The sequence below is a fragment of the Flavobacterium sp. genome (genome assembly GCF_004295795.1).
In the GTDB taxonomy this organism is placed as follows: Bacteria; Bacteroidota; Bacteroidia; order Flavobacteriales; family Flavobacteriaceae; genus Flavobacterium.
Map to the genome: position 1 here is coordinate 54,612 of NZ_SEBR01000020.1, position 15,890 is coordinate 70,501.

The window sequence follows — 15,890 nt, forward strand, 5'->3', positions numbered from 1 at the left end:
ATTGGTCAATAAAAAAAGCTGCCCGTTTAAGGCAGCTCGAATATAGTCGTTTTATGTCAAATGTGGAAAGTCAATATTGAAAGACAATTCCCAAAATCGGAAAGTCAATATTTGACACCGAGTTTGGAAGCATTGGCTTTGGCTTGCGGAATCAACTTTTGGATGTTGTTGATACGCGTGTTGTCTGACGGGTGCGTACTCAGGATTTCGGGAGTCGAACCTCCGCCCGATTGTGCCGACATACGTTGCCAGAACGTAAGGGCATTGTCTGGATTGTAACCCGCGATCGCCATTAACGTAAGTCCTATTTCGTCCGCTTCAGATTCATGACTGCGCGAGAACGGAAGAATCACGCCAACTTGCGTCCCGATCCCGTAATATTGTTGGTACATCGCCTGTCTTTCCTCGTTTTGTCCGCTTGTGGCCAAGGCCAGTCCGGCCGCTCCGATCGCTTGGGCCTGGGCTTGACTCATACGTTGCGCTCCGTGGTTCAGCAAGGCGTGCGCGACTTCGTGTCCCAAAACGGTTGCGAGTCCTGCTTCGTCTTTGGTTACCGGAAGAATTCCGGTGTAGACAACGATTTTTCCGCCGGGCATACACCAGGCGTTTATGGCTTTGTCGTCAACGAGCTTATATTCCCATTGATATCCTTTCAATTCGGCGCTGATGCCTTTCGAAGCGTAATATTTTTCGACGGCGTCCTTGATCTTCGACCCGACTCTTTGCACCATTTGGGCTTGGGCCGTTCCCGTGACGACTTTGTTTTCGGTAAGGAATTGGTTGTACTCGGCGAAAGCGGATGGAAAAAGTTGGTCGTTGGAAACGATGTTGAACTCTTTTTTTCCGGTGAGTGCGTTGGTGGAACAAGCAGCGGCAATCATCAAGAGCGCGCATGCGATAGGAATCAATTTGTTTTTCATGGCTGATGTTTTAACACCGTAAAGTTACCTTAAAATGTTAAAATCGGTTTATAGGATTGGGCGGATTTTTTGTAGATAAACTTTGAAATTCCGATCTCATCATTCGTTTATTCGTGGCTTTCAATTAATGACATAAGTTTTTTAGGATTCGATTTTTGGAGATTCCAACGGCAAGAATTCGCGAATTCGCGGTTTAACGAAAAGAAAAAAATTGAACCATTAAGTGCATTAAGCTCATTAAGTTCATTAAGGTTGTTTCGCTTCTTAGGCAGCTTAGATTGTTTTGGCGGGAAAATTGGACAATTAGAAGTCGAGGATTTCGGAGACGGACTGTCTTGTTTGGTTTTCCGACGTAGTCTGATAATCTGACAATCCGAAAATCCAATCTAAAACTTCAAAACCTTGCGCGTCACTTTTCCGAACGCACCTTCAAAAGTCAGGAAAAGCGTGCCTTTCCAGGTTGGCAAAAGATCCAGCGAAATTGTGCCGCTTCCGCCTTCGACATTGGTTTCGTAAAGTTTTTGTCCCAAAGTGTTGCAGACGGAAATCTTGATCTTGCCATAAATCCTGTCGAGGTTCACCGCTACTTTGTCTTTCGCCGGATTCGGGTAAGGCTGCGAAATGTGGCTTATCGCCCACTCGCCCGCCGAAAGCGCCTGGGTTTGGATCGTCCAAAAACCATCCGGGGCAACTATTGGGCGCGAGATCTGTTTTCCGGAGTTGGCGCTTGCGTGGATGTAATATTCGACATCGGTTCCGTCTGCGGGCATTGGGATATTGGCCGTCCAGTTTTCGCTTGCTATCGGATTCATTGTCGTCTGCGTCCAATTTGAACTGCCTTGCGGACGCCAGAAAACGATCGCGCCGGAAATTCCGGAACTGTGCCTGATCGTGGCAGTGATCGGAACCATTTCATCGGCAACAGCATCAGAAACCGGCTGGTGCACGATCCAAAGCGGATTTTGCACGCCGATCGTGTGCGTGATGCAATGGATCGCACCCAAAGACGCAATCAGGTTTTCATTGGCGTTGTCGACGTCGATCCCGACGATATTGTAACCCGGAAGCAACTGTTGGTATTGGGCGATCGCGGGCGCATCGACTGCCGCACGATAATTTGGGATAATGACCGAGCCGTTCACAAAAACCGCGTTGGTGAACGTGCGGTAATAGCCGCCGGTGTCAGGAAAAGAGCCCGTCGTACTTGGAGGCGCGTCTATCCAATGCACTTTGTAGGGCGATCCGAAAGCCGATTGCTGCGTTGCCAGGACTTGCGCGATATTGGCCTCGATTTGCGGGCCGTCCGCGATGCCTTGCGGATAATGGCTCACGAGCAGCGTTTCCTCATCAAGCAATTTCATGTGCATGTCGATATGATGGATTTCGTCATACGGAAGCGTCGGCATTTTGATGAAATTCGAGATTCCCATGTAGGCCTGCATGATCGCGTCGATTTGAGATTCGTCCTTGACAGAGACATTGTAGGGATTTCCTGCGTCGTTCTCGTCAAGGATCAGTTCCGAAGCGAAAGCGTTCCCGAGTCCGTCCGACATATAGTTTCCGCCAGTGTTCACGAGGTCGTTCGTTCCTGTGTCGGTTACGTAAATCGGGATATTGAACAAGTTGGCTTGAGCCGATGGCATGGCGTCGTCATTCGGGCGCGGACGGTTGTAGATCCAATCTGTCAGGGCGCGATCGCCCACGTCGTTCGAATAGACTGTGTTTCCGGCGTAGTCTCGAATCCAGATGCTGTCAGAGGGCGCGTTCAGGAAAATCACGTTGGTAAGCGAAATGCCATTGTTGGTAAGATAAGCGGAAACGGCATCTTGATTTTGGGTCGTGATGACGACTTTGCATTCGTTGACTCCGACGGCTACGATCTGGCGCAAGATATTCTGGTAAGCCGGAACCCAAGTAAGCACCAGGTATTCGACTTCTTCCCATTCGGCGGCGGCTCTCACCGCTGTGGTTGGCGGGGCGGAAAGCGCAGTTCGGCGAAACGACAAGTTTGGAAGTTGCTGCTTTTCGGATTCGGTGAGATTATGCGGAAGCGGATTTTGTTGGGCCGACAAACTCGCCGTGGACAAAAAAGCCACAACTATAAAACCGAAGTAGTTGTTTTTCATGGATTTGGTTTTGGTTCGAAGATACGGGGAAATCTTTTGTGGTCCGACTGAAAATTCCAAATCCAATCCCGATAGCTGTCGGTACCAAATTCCAAATCTCAAATCCCAACTCTCAAATTACAAATCCCAAATCCCATCCCAATAGCTGTCGGAACCAAATTCCAAAACTGACGCGGCGACTTTCTCAAGCTTCGCTTTGCTCAGTTGGTCTGAAAATGGGATTCGGTTACTTGCTTCCTTGTTTTGGATCGGAAACCTCTCTGAAAGATTTAACAAAATTTACAGTTTTTCTGTAATCCGTCGATTTGATTTTTTTGTAGGGATGTATTTGCCCCTTCCCCTTAGGAGCAAAGTTCCGATTTCCCGGAATATGGACAGTACAGAAAATCTGCAATTTTTGTTAAACGTAGGTGTTAGTGTCTCGAAACTTTGAGAGATGCCTAGGCTTCAACAGATTTGTTTTCGGCTGACCAAAATACATAGATAGAGCTGTATGGAATTTGGTCCCGATAGCTATCGGGATGCGTTTTTCGTGTGCAGTTTGCGTTAGGGATAAAAGCTTTGTCTGAGCTCTTTGACCAGCCCTGAAAGCTGGGCAAAAGCGAGTGGTTTTAGCCCGGCGACGGCCTGTTGATGGTTTCCGTGCCCACGACTCTTTCCGGCCGGCGCAACGCCCAAAAAAAAATCCGACCTAAAATAAGATCGGAGTTCTTTTTTGCCCAAGTTAAAAACGATTGGGATTTGGATTTTAAAAATTTTATTCCCCAATAATATGTATTTCGGTAAATTCTTTCTCGATAACAAGCGATTGGCCGTCGAACTCGATCTTGTCCAGGTCGCGTCTTTCGTTGTCGACGTAAATGTTCTTGACCTTGAACGGCAATCCGTGCAGGTTCACGCGGAATTTGGAGTAGGTCGTCTCGAACTTGCCTTCCTTGAACTGCTGGATCACGAGCTGGTTTTCTTTTCCGCTCAACGTGAAGGACAGCAAACTGTATCGGCCTTTGTTGTAGTCGTATCCGTCCTGGGCATCTTCGTAGAGGAACGAGCGTTCTTTTCCGAGTTTGAAATAGACTTCGAGCGTGACTTCGGTGATTTCCTTTTCGCCGACGTATTGCTGAACGGGATATTTCGGGATGATCGCACCTTCTTTGACGAATAGCGGAATCTGATCATAATCGGTGGCAACCCAGACTTCGCGCTTGCCCGAAACGACTTCGTCTGTCCAGTAATTGAACCAGTTTCCTGTTGGAATATACATGCGGCGGCCTTGAGAATTGGCTTCGAGGATCGGGCAGACCAGAATTTGTTCCCCGAAGATGAATTCGTCCGTTCTGTAGTGCGTCTGCGGATCTTCCTGATCGAAATACACGAGCGGTTTCAGCATAGGAACGGCGTCGTTGATGTAATTCCAGAACATCGTATACAAATACGGAAGCAACTGATAGCGCAACGAAACGAACTTTCGCGTGATGTGCACGACTTCTTCGTCAAACGACCAAGGTTCCTGATCGCCGTGATCGCCAGAGGAGTGCGTGCGGCAAAACGGATGGAACACGCCAAGTTGGATCCAACGCGCGTACAATTCACCCGATGGCTGTTCGGCGAATCCGCCAATGTCCGATCCGGTGAAACCCATTCCGGAAATCGACATGCGCTGCATTTGGATGTTGGCGATCCACAAATGTTCCCAAGTCGCGACATTATCGCCTGTCCAGGAACTCGTGTAACGCTGCGCGCCCGAATAAGCTGAACGCGTGATGATAAAAGGTCTTTTCGGATACACAAAACGCTTCACGCCTTCATAAGTGGCGCGCGCCATTTGGGTTCCGTAGATGTTGTGTGCTTTTCTGTGCGAGCATGGATGTCCGTCGTAGTTGTGGCGTACGTCCATCGGGAACGTTTTTCCCGGAACTTCCATTACGGCCGGTTCGTTCATGTCGTTCCACACGCCTTTCACTCCTATTTCTCCGATCAGTTCCTTGAACAATCCCGCCCACCATTCGCGTACCGCCGGATTTGTGTAGTCGGGGAAATTGCATTCGCCCGGCCAGACTTTTCCTTTCATGTAAGGACCGTCGGCTCGTTTACAGAAATAGTCGTTTTCTATCGCTTCATTATAGACCGAATAACTCTTGTCGATCTTGATTCCCGGATCGATGATCACCACGGTCTTGAATCCTTCTTCTGCCAATTCGGATACCATTTTCTTCGGATCCGGAAAATACTCCTTGTTCCAGGTGAAGCATCGGAAACCTTCCATATAATCGATATCGAGATAAATCGCATCGCAAGGAATTTGCAGTTCGCGGAATTTCGAGGTGACTTCGCGCACTTTCGATTCCGGGTAATAACTCCATTTGCATTGGTGGTAACCGAGTGTCCATAAAGGCGGAAGCTCCGGTTTTCCGGTAAGATGCGTGTAAGTCGTGACGACCTCGTCCATTTTTGGACCGTAAATGAAGTAGTAGTTCATTTCGCCACCTTCGGCCCAAAAGCTCGTGATGCCACGTCTTTCCTGGGCAAAATCAAAAAACGTGCGGAATGTGTTGTCGAAGAAAATCCCGTAAGCGGTTTTTTGGTGCAATCCGATGTAAAACGGAACGACTTTGTAAAGCGGTTCCTGGTCTTTATGGAAAGCATATTGATCTGTCGCCCAGTTTTCTACACGTTTACCCTTGAGATTGAAATGCGTCGGCTTATCGCCCATGCCGTAATAGGATTCGCCTTCTTTCGAGACCAGACTCATCTTGACGATGTTTCCGCCCCAATGGTAGCTTTCTTCCCAATGAAAACCGATTTCCTCGTCGAGAAGCACGTTTCCGTCAAGGTCGTAAATCGTTTTGTGAACATCAGACTTTCGGATCTTGAGAAGCACTTTGCTAGTCTTGATCTCATAATATTCAGCCGATTCCGTGAAAGCAAACTCGTTGAAACCATGGGATTGGTTGGTGTCGATCGCGTATGAAAAATCAGGACTGAAATAGCCTTTTGTCGTATATCTGAAACGGATCATACTGTCTCGCAACACCGTAACTTTGAGGATGACGTCGTTGTCAGTGTAAAAGAAAACGGAGTCGGTTTCTTTGGTATAGGAAATTATCTTGGATGGGTAAATGTCGCCCTTGTATTCTAATTCGGTATTGGTAATCATGGGTTCAGGGTATGTTTGTAGGGTTTCAAACTTAGGTAAAAATGTTGGGTTTGGACGTTTGGGCATATCAGTTTTTACGCAAACGTTGTCGCTTGATTGCTTTTTGAATTTGGGATTGGTGGATTTTTGGATTGGTGGTTTTTTTGGAATACCGGTTTTTACAGCGCTATATATTCCCACAAAAATCGACACCCTGTCAGGGTTATAAACCCTGTCACCTTTTTAAACAGTGACAGGGTTTTGTTTTTTTTGCGACAAGGCTCTTTTGACTTTAGCCTCTACCGATTCGCCCGTATCTCAAATTACTCCATAAAAATAAAAGCCACGAATGCACGAATAAGGTTGTATTCGTGCATTCGTGGCTTGAATGATTTTAGATAAATTTTGTGCATCGGACATCCTTTGTCTCAATTACCGATTCTTACAACGTTTATCATATTCCTACAAAAATCGACACCCTGTCAGGGTTATAAACCCTGTCACCTTTTTAAACAGTGACAGGTTGCGTTTTTTGCGACGAACTTCCCTTTCGACTTGGCTTCTGCCGATTCGCCAATAAGCTCAAATTGCTTCATAAAAATCACAAGCCACAAATGCACGAATAAAGTTCGGGTTCATGCCTTTGCGACTCGAATTATTTTAGATTGAATTTTATGCATCGGACATCTTTTTGTCTCAATTGCCGATTCTTACAACATTTACCATATTCCTACAAAAATCGACACCCTGTCAGGGTTATAAACCCTGTCACCTTTCTAAACAGTGACAGGGTTGCGGTTTTTGCAGCAAATTCCCACACGAATTAAGTTTCTGACGGTTCGCCCATAATCTCAAATCGCTAATAAAAATCAAAAGCCACGAATGCACGAATAAAGCTGGGATTCGTGTATTCGTGGCTTGAGTTGTCGGATAAAAAACCGCGAATGCGCGAATTCGTGTTCCCAAAAAACATGAAATTCGCGAATTCGCGGCTTACAAAAAAACTTATTATTAGCTTGAAACCAGAAAACTATGCCAATTTAAGCACAGTGACTCCCAAAGGCGGCAAAGTCACTTCGGCAGAGAATTCGCGTCCGTTCCAGGCGGTTTGTTCGGTTTTGATAGGTTTTGGATTCAGGTTGTTCCCGCCACCGTACTGCGATCTGTCGCTGTTGAAAACTTCGGTGAGCTTGCCCTTTATCGGAACGCCGATCCTGTAATTCTCACGCAAAACCGGAGTGAAATTGCAGATCACGACGAGATTTTCCTTCGGATTTTCGCCCTTTCGCATAAAGCTGATCACGGCATTTGCGCTATCGGAATAATTGATCCACTCAAAACCGTCCTGGCTGAACTGCTTTTCGGCCAAAGCCGGTTCGGATTTGTAGAGAGCGTTAAGGTCCGTTATAAGTTTTTTGATGCCTTTGTGGAAATCGTACTGCAGCAAATGCCAGTCGAGACTTCCGTCGAATTTCCACTCTTCGGACTGCCCGAATTCCGATCCCATGAACAACAATTTGCTGCCCGGATGCGTGAACATATAACCGTAAAGCAATCTCAGGTTGGCAAAACGCTGCCATTCGTCTCCGGGCATTCTCCCCAAAATCGAGTGTTTTCCGTAGACGACTTCATCGTGGGAAAGCGGCAACATGAAGTTTTCGGTGAACGCGTACGTCATCGAGAAAGTAATGTCGTTTTGGTGGTAACTTCTGTAAACCGGTTCTTTTTTGAAATACTGGAGCGTGTCGTGCATCCAGCCCATCATCCACTTCATACCGAAGCCGAGTCCGCCTGAAAATGTCGGACGCGAAACCATCGGGAAAGACGTGCTTTCTTCGGCAATCGTCTGGACGCCGTCGAAATTGGCGTAAACCGCTTCATTGAAATCCTTGAGGAATGAGATAGTATCGAGGTTTTCCCGTCCGCCGAATTCATTCGGTTCCCATTCTCCGTCCTTTCTCGAATAGTCGAGGTAAAGCATCGAAGCGACAGCGTCCACACGCAATCCGTCGACGTGATAATGTTGCAGCCAGAAAATCGCGTTGGAAATCAGGAAAGATCGCACTTCATTTCTTCCGTAGTTGAAAACCAGCGATTTCCAATCCGGATGGTAGCCTTTTCGCATGTCCGGATGTTCGTACAGATGCGTCCCGTCGAAATAACCAAGTCCGTGGGCGTCGCTTGGAAAATGCGACGGAACCCAGTCGAGGATCACGCCTATTCCCGCCTGGTGGAATTTGTCGACCAGATACATAAAATCCTGTGGTTTACCGAATCTGGACGTCGGGGCGAAATATCCGACAAGTTGATAACCCCACGACGGATCGTACGGATATTCCATGATCGGCATGAATTCGACGTGCGTAAAACCGGTCTCTTTGACGTAGTCGACGAGTTCATCGGCCAATTCGATATAGGTCAAAAATCGGTCTTCGTCCACATTCCTGCGCCACGAACCCAAGTGGACTTCGTACACCGAAAAAGGTTTGTCGAGTTGGTTGGAAACGACGCGGTCTTTCATCCACTTTTCGTCTTTCCACTTGTAGTTGAGATCCCAAACCACCGATGCGGTGTGAGGCGGCCGCTCGCAATACAGCGCGAAAGGATCGGCTTTTTCAGTTATCACGCCATCGTTGTGTGACTGGATTTTGTATTTGTAGACCGCGCCCTGCTCGACGCCCGGAATGAATCCTTCCCAAATCCCCGATTCGTCCCAACGCACATAAAGCGTGTGTTCGCCCTGAATCCAATAATTGAAATCGCCCACGACCGAGACCGAACGCGCGGACGGCGCCCAAACCGCGAAATAAGTGCCTTTCACGCCGTCGATCTCAAGGAGGTGCGCCCCGAGTTTTTCGTGAAGCTGAAAGTGCTTTCCGGCTTTGAAAAGGTCGATGTCGAAATCTGTTAACAGGGAATATGCTTGTACTTTGTTGTTCATTTTGTTCGCCTCAAATGGCGTGTTTTTAGTTCGGAAGCCTTCGCTTCAAAGAAATTATTGCATTTCGGGATCAATATCCCATTATACTCTGAATGCCGCGCAAGGGAATTACAGCCCAACGCGGACGCGAATTCAACTCGTATCCCAATTCATAAACGGCTTTTTCGAGCAGACAATACCGAAGCAAAAACTCGATTTCGTGGCTGTAGCCGATGTTTAGGTTCTCGGACTGGACTTTTTCGATATAGGTTTCCAAAAACGCCCCGACGATATAATTGAACAGCAATTCCGCGGCCTCGAACAATTGCTCCTGTTCGTAAGGATATTTGTCCTTGTTGTTGAAAATCGTCGCGTAAATTGCGTAATGAAACGATCGGAACATACCTGCCACATCTTTGAGAGGCGGTTGTTTCACCTTTCTGTCGCGAATCGTGCTCTCAGGTTCGCCTTCGAAATCGAGCAGATAAAAATCGTCTCCCGAGACCAAAACCTGTCCCAAGTGATAATCGCCGTGAATGCGGATGCGCTCGCTTTTCATCTTTGTCCAATCGAAATCGACGAAATGTTTTCGCACTGATTTCTTGTTTTCGAGAAACTGATGCGCCAATTCAAGCGCGAGTCCGTCGAGTTTGTGCAGGCTGTTTTCTATGATGTTCAGACGGTTCTGGAATTGGTACAACAGTCGGTTTTTGAGCCAAACAGTGTAGTCGCCGTTGTAAGTTGTCGGAGTGAACGCCGTGTCGTGGATGTCGCTTCCCAGCGCGATGTGCATTTCGGCTGTCCGTCTGGCCAAAGTCTGGATCCTGAGAAACAGACTCAAGCCTGCCCAATCGATAATTTCGGGTGGTATCTGACTAATTTTCAATAGCGTAAACAAGTCTACTTTAGGCAATTTGTCAACCCTGATTTTCTTGGTTTTGAGGTTTGAGAAAACGCCGTCGATCTCGTCCAGCATGAATTTCCAGGCGTCGCCCTGATTGGGCACCAGTTCTTGCATCAAGCCAAGCGTGATGTTGCCTTCGGCGAGATTCGAACTCATGCTTCCCATGTAGGCCGGCGTGTTCCGGAAGTCCATCCTTTCGGTCAAAAAGCGGTTGATCTCGTAATCGGGGTTCGTGCTGACATAAATCCGACGGAAAATCTTGAGCACGAAATTGTCATTGTAGATGATCGAAGTATTGCTCTGCTCAACGCCCATGAAACGCGAAGACTTGTATTCCGACTCCAGCAGATTCTTGCCTTTGTGGAAAACGATTTTCCCGGTACCGACGACGTCCTTGGCCTTGACGATATTCTCGAAGACGAGCTTTCTAAAATCTTCCTGATGCAACGCGTCGACGAGATAACCTTCCTGTTTGTTCATTCTCACCGGCGCAATGATCGTGTTGGTGTCGAGTTCCTCCTCGGACATGAACGAAAGCGGCATAAAATAATGTTGGTAGAAAGCCTCTTTGAAATTGACCTCAAGCAAAACGCCGTAATAAGTGTTTTGTTCAGAAGTGATCTTGAAATAATCGATGACCTCGATGTACTTCAACGTGCTCGCTTTTCCGCCATACCAACGCTTATTGATGATGTAATTCTCGAGAATATCGCTCGAGAAAACCTTGACGAAATTCTCGTTTTCGAAAGCTTCTTTCCATTCGATGTTGAACTCGAAAGGTGTCGTGAATGTTTCCTGGTTCTCGTTCATCACTTGGCTATTTTGAATAAATGGAACGGCATTGTCGGGTCGAGCTCGACATAGTTCCAGTCTTTGTCCCAGAAATAGCTGTTTCCTGTCACAAGGTCGTTCACATTTACCGATTTTCCGGCGAAAGCGGCAGGTAATTTCACCCAAGTGCTCTGTTTGTTGTCTTTATCAAGATTGACGATCATCAAAGTTTCGTCCGAATTGTCGTCGCTCCATTTGTGGTATGCGATGATCTGGTCATTTTGGGTTTCGCAGAATTCGACGTTGTTGGTCTGTTGCAGTGAAGCATGCGCTTTTCGGATGAAATTGATCTTGGAAATAAGCGCAATCAGTTTATTTTGGATGCTCCAATCCCATTTGGTGACTTGATATTTTTCGGAATCCTTGTATTCTTCCTTGTTCGGAAGCGGTTCGGAGACCATATATTCATAAACCGGACCGTAAATCCCGACGCTCGAACTCAAGGTCGCCGCCAGAAAATAGCGCGTCAAATGAATGGCTTCGTTCCCGTGTTGCAGCGGATGAGGATTGATGTCAGGCGTATTCGGCCAAAAGTTCGGTCGGTAGAATTCCTTTTGGTCGGTTTGCGTCAATTCCGTTACATATTCGATGAGTTCCGCTTTGGAATTGCGCCAGGTAAAATAGGTGTAAGATTGCGTAAAGCCTTGTTTGGCAAGCTCGTTCATGATCTTCGGACGTGTGAAAGCTTCTGCCAGAAACAGCACGTCGGGATGTTTTTTCTTTACTTCGGAAATCAGCCAACCCCAAAAGTAGAAAGGTTTCGTATGCGGATTGTCGACCCTGAAAACCTTGACATCACATTCCTCGACCCAAAAAAGTGCCACGTCGAGCAATTCCTTCCAGAGTTTTTTCCAGTCTTCGGACTCAAAATAGATCGGTTGGATGTCCTGGTATTTTTTTGGCGGATTCTCGGCATACTGAACCGTTCCGTCCGGACGCCATTTGAACCACTTCGGATGTTCTTTTACATAAGGATGATCGGGCGCGGCCTGCAACGCATAATCCATCGCTACCTCGATTCCCAAAGCTTTCGCCGATTTTACCAAGGATTTGAAATCGTCGATAGTGCCCAATTCCGGATGGATCGCTTTGTGTCCTCCGTGCCTCGAGCCGATTCCCCAAGGCGAACCAACGTCACCTTCGTCGGCATTGGTCGCATTGTTTTTCCCCTTTCGGTTGACTTCTCCAATCGGATGCACCGGCGGAAAATACAGTGTATCAAAACCCATTTGTGCGATTCGCGGCAACAACTTCTCGCAGTCCTGGAAAGTGCCGTGTTTTCCTTCTTCGGATGAGGCCGATCTTGGAAAAAATTCATACCAAGTACTGAACAACGCTTTCGGTCTGTCGACATAGACGCCAAATTCAGCAGACTTGTTCTCCAAAAAACGGATCGGGTTACGCTTGAAAATCTGGTGCAATTCGTCCGAAACCGCTTCTTTTACGGCCTCGTCATACTGTTTTTCATCGGCGAAAGCCTTGGCAATTTTCTTGAGATAGTCCTTTTCGGACTTATCGGCCACTTTCAAAACTTCCTTCACATATTCGGCACCTTCAAGCAACTCCGACTTTACGTGCTGATTGTCCTGGATTTTACGCTCCGTTCCATGTTGCCAATTGAGCGCATAGTCGACCCAACCTTCTACATAATAAGTGTATGCGCCTTGTTTTTCGACGGTGAACTCGGCTTGCCAAGCATCATTTTGCGTCGGGTTCATCCTGACTTCATTCCACTTTTTGTCTTCTTCGTGCTTGTATTTTACGCTGCATTCCACAACGTCGTGTCCGTCAGAAAATACGTCGGCGGTCACTTGGACTTTTTGTCCGGGAATTCTTTTTATGGGAAATGCCCCGGAGTCGAGCTGCGGCTGTACATTCTCAATGATTATGCGGGTTTGGTTCATTTTTAAGGATAATTTATAAGTTTCAATTTATTAAAAAATCCACCCTTGTCATAACTTGCGGTAAAATTTAGCGATATGATAAAAAAGGCGAAGAAGCGCTCCAATTCATTGAAGATTCCAAGGCTTATCCTGTATACCGCTAAACTTTTGCAATCGATTTCGCCCAAATTGCTTACGAAGTTCGCAGCCCATCTTTTTACGACGCCCATCCGTCACAGGATTCCGAAACGCGAACTTGATATGGACGCCAAAAGTGTGCAAACCAAGATTTTCGTGACTGCAATAAATAAGGAAATCGTCGTTTATACTTTTGGGGACGCCAAGCGAAAAGTACTGTTGGTGCACGGTTGGTCAGGCCGCGGGACGCAGTTGGTAAAGATTGCCGAACGCCTTACCGAAGAAGGATTTTCGACCGTGAGTTTCGATGCTCCGGCACACGGAAAATCTCCGGGAAGCACGACGTTGATGCCAGAATTCATCGCGTCGATCCTCGAAATCGAAAAACAATTCGGACCTTTTGAAGCCGCCGTGGGTCACTCACTCGGTGGTATGTCTTTACTGAATTCCGTAAAGCGCGGACTCGCCATCGATCGCCTGACCATTATTGGAAGCGGCGACAAAGTCAGCGATATCTTACTGGATTTCATAAACAGGATGCAACTCAAACCCAATCTTGTCGATCGCTTGAGAGTACACTTCGAAAAGGGTTTCAAAGGCGAAACCATGGAAAGCTATTCTGCGTATATAGCGGCTAAGGACGTCGAGATTCCGGTTTTCGTGATCCACGACAACGATGATGACGAAGTTCCGGTGAGTTGCGCCATCCATATACACGAACATTTGAAAAATGGCGAATTGTTGCTCACGCGAGGTTTAGGCCACAGAAAAATCCTGGGCGATCCCGAAGTCATCGAACGAACGATAGACTTCATCAAAAACGAAAAATCATGAAAAAAATACTGTGTTTAGTTGCGATCCTGTCGATGCTTTCGTGTCAGTCGCAACAAAAGGAAAAGCGTCAAACCAAGCAAGATCCGAACGGAAAAGTGTTGAAAACCGATGCCGAATGGAAAAAGGAATTGACGCCCGAACAATATAATGTCTTAAGGGAAAAAGGTACGGAACGTCCTTACACAGGCGAATATGTCGATAATTTCGAGAAAGGTTATTACGTGTGCGCGGCCTGCGGCAACAAGCTTTTCAATTCCGATACCAAATTTAAGTCAGACTGCGGATGGCCTTCGTTTGATCAAGCCATAAAAGGTTCGGTCAATTATCACACCGACAATTCGCTGGGAATGTCAAGAACAGAAGTGACATGTGCAAAATGTGGCGGCCATTTGGGACACGTTTTCGAAGACGGACCGACAGAAACGACCGGACAAAGATTCTGTACCAATTCGGTAAGCATAAAATTTGTGCCCGTGAAGTGATTCTTACCCAACTGTAAACAACACAATTGCAATGAATTACAACATCTCCAAACCAGAAGAGCAATGGAAACAGGAGCTCGGACTGGAACGCTATCGCATTTTGCGCCAAAAAGGAACAGAATTCGCCCACTCCGGAAAGTACAACCTGCATTTTGAAAACGGAACTTACGCTTGTGGCGCTTGTGGCGAACCGCTTTTCGAAAGCGACGCCAAGTTCAATTCCCACTGCGGATGGCCTTCATTCGACGAGGCCATTCCTGGAAAAATCGAGTACATAAGCGACAAATCCCATGGCATGATCAGAACCGAGATTCTGTGTGCCAACTGCGGAAGCCATCTTGGCCACGTGTTCGACGACGGCCCAACCCAAACAGGCCAGCGCTATTGTGTCAACTCGTTATCGGTCGACTTCAAGGAATAAAAAAAGCGGAGTTTTGTGCTCCGCTTTTTGCTTATTTTTTTATGATTCTCCTGATTTCCGTTGTGTCGTTTTCGAACGTAATCTCGAGAAAATAAATGCCGTTGGGAAATCCTGAAAGTGAAATCGCGTCGGAATCTGAACTTTTTATCGTTTGTCCCAATGTGTTTGCGACCGAAATGTTCTTCACACCAAAATCCGATTGCACATTAAAAATGTCGTTCGATGGATTTGGATAAACCGCAACCTGATTCCTCAAGTTTGAACCCACACCCAAATAAGGCTCACCAAAAACATTCACGGCGAAAACCGAAAGTGACTGATAATCGCCAAATCCCGAATAAACAAACGTAATTCCAGCAATTGCTTTTGCTTGGTTGGCGGGCGATAAGTCGATTTTTTTCTCGAACAACTTACACGCGCCCAATTCCGAAAACTCGTTGAGTTGTGCCCATTGCGTCGTCCCCGATCCTACTCTTCCAAGTCCGCTCAAGGCGACGCCGGTGTTTCCGCCAACCCAGTCGTAAGCGACTTGATTCAAGAAAACCTGATTCGTGCCATCGGCGAAATTTATCGTGATTCCCACGGTGTTGGCTTGTGCCTCGGTTGCGACCCAAAGAATGTAGATCGAGTTTGCGGTGTATTGCTGAGTAAAATTCAGAGTTCCGGCGACCAATCCGATAGGCCTTAACAAAAGCGAGTTCGCCGTTGCGTAATCGGCAAGTTGATAAGTTACTCCAGCAGTTACTGCGCTTGCAATTTGTCCGTTTGCGGGAAGTCCGCCTCCTACGGCCGCTGCCGATGCTCCATTGTACGAAGTCGTAGGCACAAAATCTGCCGAGTAAAATTCATTCGAAAAATCGATGGTAGCTGTAGTCGATGCATTCGCCTGGCTCGGGCCGTTCGCCACAACGTCATGGTTAAATCCAGTCAAAGTAACCGGATAGTAGGCGACAGCGACCGAGCTTGGTAATTCCTGCTGTTGATTTTCAAAAGCAAAATCCGCAACATTTTTAGCCGAAACAAAGTTCGTAAACGGTGAAAGTGCAAAAATGAATAGAAAATTGTAGAAGTTCTTCATAAATAGTTGAGCTTTAGTTAAAGTTGACTAGCGTAAAAGTAACAAAAACTCGCGTATTTGAGAATTAATCGGCTATAAGTACATACACGCGCTGGAATCCACATTTGGATTTCGGATTTTTGGGCGTGCCGGCGGCGGTTTTTCAGGTGCGGTTGCGGTAGCAGCGACAGCTTTTTCGGGTGGTCGCATTTTCTGGAAGCCGCCGTCGGGCTATCCGCTG

General features: G+C 47.0%; 11 protein-coding genes. 3 read left to right on the forward strand and 8 right to left on the reverse strand.

Annotation, left to right across the window (positions count from 1 at the left end; translation table 11 throughout):
- Positions 1-104: 104 nt before the first annotated feature.
- The 6 genes from EOO49_RS15065 to EOO49_RS15090 all read right to left on the reverse strand — a co-directional run bounded on the left by EOO49_RS15065 (position 105) and on the right by EOO49_RS15090 (position 12,738).
- On the reverse strand, positions 105-920 hold the full coding sequence (locus EOO49_RS15065; protein ID WP_290847160.1) for a M48 family metallopeptidase: 816 nt from the start codon (positions 918-920) through the stop codon (positions 105-107).
- 386 nt (positions 921-1,306) lie between these two features.
- Complete coding sequence (locus EOO49_RS15070) at positions 1,307-3,046, reverse strand: agmatine deiminase family protein (RefSeq protein ID WP_290847162.1); 1,740 nt, start codon at positions 3,044-3,046, stop codon at positions 1,307-1,309.
- A 757-nt stretch (positions 3,047-3,803) separates the two neighbouring features.
- Complete coding sequence (locus EOO49_RS15075; RefSeq protein WP_290847164.1) at positions 3,804-6,200, reverse strand: glycoside hydrolase family 31 protein; 2,397 nt, start codon at positions 6,198-6,200, stop codon at positions 3,804-3,806.
- Between the two features lie 1,009 nt (positions 6,201-7,209).
- A complete protein-coding gene (glgB, locus tag EOO49_RS15080) occupies positions 7,210-9,120 on the reverse strand; it encodes a 1,4-alpha-glucan branching protein GlgB (RefSeq protein WP_290847165.1) in 1,911 nt (636 codons plus the stop codon).
- 70 nt (positions 9,121-9,190) lie between these two features.
- Entirely contained in the window at positions 9,191-10,813 is a 1,623-nt protein-coding gene (locus EOO49_RS15085; RefSeq protein ID WP_290847167.1) for a putative maltokinase, read from the reverse strand.
- A complete protein-coding gene (locus tag EOO49_RS15090; protein WP_290847169.1) occupies positions 10,813-12,738 on the reverse strand; it encodes an alpha-1,4-glucan--maltose-1-phosphate maltosyltransferase in 1,926 nt (641 codons plus the stop codon). Before EOO49_RS15090 ends, EOO49_RS15085 begins: the two co-directional genes overlap by 1 nt.
- A 75-nt stretch (positions 12,739-12,813) precedes the next feature.
- Between EOO49_RS15090 and EOO49_RS15095 the strand changes: the two genes are divergently transcribed.
- From EOO49_RS15095 to msrB (EOO49_RS15105), 3 genes are read left to right on the forward strand one after another with little or no spacing between them, the layout of a single operon-like run.
- Entirely contained in the window at positions 12,814-13,689 is an 876-nt protein-coding gene (locus tag EOO49_RS15095; RefSeq protein ID WP_290847171.1) for an alpha/beta hydrolase, read from the forward strand.
- Positions 13,686-14,171, forward strand: coding sequence for a peptide-methionine (R)-S-oxide reductase MsrB (msrB, locus tag EOO49_RS15100; protein ID WP_290847173.1), 486 nt, complete (start codon positions 13,686-13,688; stop codon positions 14,169-14,171). Before EOO49_RS15095 ends, msrB (EOO49_RS15100) begins: the two co-directional genes overlap by 4 nt.
- A 31-nt stretch (positions 14,172-14,202) precedes the next feature.
- Positions 14,203-14,592: a peptide-methionine (R)-S-oxide reductase MsrB gene (gene msrB, locus EOO49_RS15105; protein WP_290847175.1), complete on the forward strand. Its 390-nt coding sequence runs from the start codon at positions 14,203-14,205 to the stop codon at positions 14,590-14,592.
- 31 nt (positions 14,593-14,623) lie between these two features.
- Here msrB (EOO49_RS15105) and EOO49_RS15110 read toward each other — a convergent pair whose 3' ends face one another.
- Entirely contained in the window at positions 14,624-15,670 is a 1,047-nt protein-coding gene (locus tag EOO49_RS15110; RefSeq protein ID WP_290847178.1) for a T9SS type A sorting domain-containing protein, read from the reverse strand.
- Positions 15,671-15,687: 17 nt separating this feature from the next.
- Positions 15,688-15,890 (reverse strand): hypothetical protein (locus EOO49_RS15115; RefSeq protein ID WP_290847180.1); only part of this gene is annotated, 203 nt, incomplete at its 5' end.

What these genes read in the sequence shown, in the direction of transcription:
- EOO49_RS15065 (WP_290847160.1), bottom strand. Translation starts at nt 920, where the DNA reads ATGAAAAACAAATTGATTCCTATCGCATGCGCGCTCTTGATGATTGCC.
- EOO49_RS15110 (WP_290847178.1), bottom strand. Translation starts at nt 15,670, where the DNA reads ATGAAGAACTTCTACAATTTTCTATTCATTTTTGCACTTTCACCGTTT.
- EOO49_RS15075 (WP_290847164.1), bottom strand. Translation starts at nt 6,200, where the DNA reads ATGATTACCAATACCGAATTAGAATACAAGGGCGACATTTACCCATCC.
- EOO49_RS15095 (WP_290847171.1), top strand. Translation starts at nt 12,814, where the DNA reads ATGATAAAAAAGGCGAAGAAGCGCTCCAATTCATTGAAGATTCCAAGG.
- EOO49_RS15070 (WP_290847162.1), bottom strand. Translation starts at nt 3,046, where the DNA reads ATGAAAAACAACTACTTCGGTTTTATAGTTGTGGCTTTTTTGTCCACG.
- glgB (WP_290847165.1), bottom strand. Translation starts at nt 9,120, where the DNA reads ATGAACAACAAAGTACAAGCATATTCCCTGTTAACAGATTTCGACATC.
- EOO49_RS15085 (WP_290847167.1), bottom strand. Translation starts at nt 10,813, where the DNA reads ATGAACGAGAACCAGGAAACATTCACGACACCTTTCGAGTTCAACATC.
- msrB (WP_290847175.1), top strand. Translation starts at nt 14,203, where the DNA reads ATGAATTACAACATCTCCAAACCAGAAGAGCAATGGAAACAGGAGCTC.
- EOO49_RS15090 (WP_290847169.1), bottom strand. Translation starts at nt 12,738, where the DNA reads ATGAACCAAACCCGCATAATCATTGAGAATGTACAGCCGCAGCTCGAC.
- msrB (WP_290847173.1), top strand. Translation starts at nt 13,686, where the DNA reads ATGAAAAAAATACTGTGTTTAGTTGCGATCCTGTCGATGCTTTCGTGT.